Consider the following 2,294-nt stretch of genomic DNA (forward strand, 5'->3'; position numbering starts at 1 on the left):
AAAATTTATTGATGTTGAGAAGAACCCTTAACTAAACTTGCAGACGAATGTCGGCATAGCGTGAGCTATTAAGCCGATCATTCGACAAGTTTTGGGATTGTTAAGGGTTCCGAGGCTCAACGTCAATAAAGCAATTGGAATAAAATAATCAATGGCTTTCTCCAAATACATTTAAGAGCACTACACCTATAACAATTAAGCCAATAGAAATTATACTAATTAAATTAACATTTTCTTTAAAAACGATAACTGAGATTATTGTTGTTAATACTAATCCTAGACCTGCCCATGTTGCATAAGTTATATTTAAGGGCAAAAATTTTATTGTTAAACTTAAAAAATAAAAGCAAATTCCAAACGAAAGTAGTGTACCTAATGTTGGCCATAACTTTGTGAAACCCTCTGATGTTTTTAAAAAACTAGTTCCGATTATTTCTGTTGCAATTGAGATAAATAAATATAAATAATGCATTAAGCTTCTCCTTTAATTTCTATTTGATAGCTTATATTTTAACTTATATTAAGTGAAAGAAAAATTTTTAAGATTTGTATTTTAAAACGAGTTGAAAACGAGTTTCTTCTTGTCTTGATACTATATAGAAATAATTCAAAGATATAAAAAGTCGTTTGAATTTTGATATTACAGCGTTTTTAGCTATTTTTAACGTGGAAAATAAAATTTGACATAAAAAAACTCCAGTAATAAGATTAAATTGTCGAGATAAAATCAAATACTGGAGGTTTTTATATGCATTCTTATACTACTAGATGTATAGACGAAAATCAAGATAACGAAACATTAAAAGATATGACGAAAAGTGGGAAACAACGCCCATGGAGAGAGAAGAAAATTGATAATGTAAGTTATGCAGATATACTAGAAATCTTAAAAATTAAAAAAGCTTTTAATGTAAAACAATGTGGTAACGTCTTAGAGTTCAAGCCAACTGATGAAGGTTATTTAAAATTACATAAGACATGGTTTTGTAAGTCAAAATTATGTCCAGTTTGTAATTGGAGGCGTGCTATGAAAAATAGTTATCAAGCTCAAAGAGTGATTGAAGAAGTGGTAAAAGAAAAGCCGAAAGCACGTTGGTTATTTCTCACATTATCAACACGAAATGCAATAGATGGTGACCATTTAGAACAAAGTTTAAAACATATGTCTAAGGCTTTTAATAAATTAAAAATGTATACAAAAGTTAAAAAGAATTTAATTGGATTTTTACGTTCAACCGAAGTAACGGTTAATAAAAATGACGGTAGTTATAATCAACATATGCATGTTTTATTATGTGTTGAAAGTGCGTATTTTAAAAAGCAAGGTCAGTATATAAAACAAAGTGAGTGGGTCGATTTATGGCAAAAAGCATTGCAAGTTGATTATCGACCAGTCGCAAATATCAAAGCGATCAAACCGAATCAAAAAGGCGATAAAGATATTCAAGCAGCTATCAAAGAGACTTCAAAATACTCGGTTAAGTCATCTGATTTTTTAACTGATGATGATGAAAGAAATCAAGAAATCGTGAATGATTTGGAAAAAGGTTTATACCGAAAACGTATGTTGAGTTATGGTGGATTGCTTAAACAAAAACATAAAATTTTAAATTTAGACGATGCCGAAGATGGCAATTTGATTAATACAAGTGACGAAGATAAAACAACAGACGAAGAAGAAAAAGCACACTCAATTACGGCAATTTGGAATTTTGAAAAACAAAATTATTACTTAAAAGATTTGAAACGTTAGCTTAAAAGCTAGCGTTTTTTTTATGCTTTTTTGCCCCTGCGGGAACTATATCGTTCAACCTGTATGGTTGACCAGTTTTTATGCCAATTTTTAAATTTGCATGTAACTGGGCAGTGTCTAAAAAATTAGTCACTGGTTTTGCTCAAATTTTTGTTTGTGGAATTAGAATATATTTATTTGGCTCATATTTGCGTTTTAAAAGCTTGTGTAGGTTTTTAGGTATAAAACTATATGATTTACCCTTAAATCTTTAAAATGCCCCCTTAGAATTCAAAATAAAGGTATTTAAAATTTGGTATCTTTGAAAATTTAAAAATAAAAAATGCTAAGTGCAACAATAAAAAAGTTGTACTTAGCAATAACACAAATAATAGAAAAGCTAATTAATTTAATTTTTGAGTACTATATTTTTCCTACTCAATTTGCTTAATTATAACATAATTAAAGCATGCATTTATGCCGAGAAAATTTATTGATGTTGAGAAGAACCCTTAACTAAACTTGCAGACGAATGTCGGCATAGCGTGAGCTATTAAGCCGA

General features: G+C 29.3%; 2 protein-coding genes. One reads left to right on the plus strand and one right to left on the minus strand.

Annotated features, from left to right (window positions below):
- Positions 1–148 precede the first annotated feature (148 nt).
- The gene (qacG, locus tag J5E45_RS14285) at positions 149–472 is read right to left on the minus strand and encodes a quaternary ammonium compound efflux SMR transporter QacG (RefSeq protein WP_015740450.1); all 324 of its coding nucleotides are present in this window, start codon (positions 470–472) and stop codon (positions 149–151) included.
- Positions 473–748: 276 nt separating this feature from the next.
- Between qacG and J5E45_RS14290 the strand changes: the two genes are divergently transcribed.
- A complete protein-coding gene (locus J5E45_RS14290; RefSeq protein ID WP_078098897.1) occupies positions 749–1,753 on the plus strand; it encodes a protein rep in 1,005 nt (334 codons plus the stop codon).
- Positions 1,754–2,294 lie beyond the last annotated feature (541 nt).

Origin of the sequence: Staphylococcus shinii (genome assembly GCF_017583065.1) — a bacterium.
Lineage (GTDB): Bacteria > Bacillota > Bacilli > Staphylococcales > Staphylococcaceae > Staphylococcus > Staphylococcus shinii.

What these genes read in the sequence shown, in the direction of transcription:
- J5E45_RS14290 (WP_078098897.1), top strand. Translation starts at nt 749, where the DNA reads ATGCATTCTTATACTACTAGATGTATAGACGAAAATCAAGATAACGAA.
- qacG (WP_015740450.1), bottom strand. Translation starts at nt 472, where the DNA reads ATGCATTATTTATATTTATTTATCTCAATTGCAACAGAAATAATCGGA.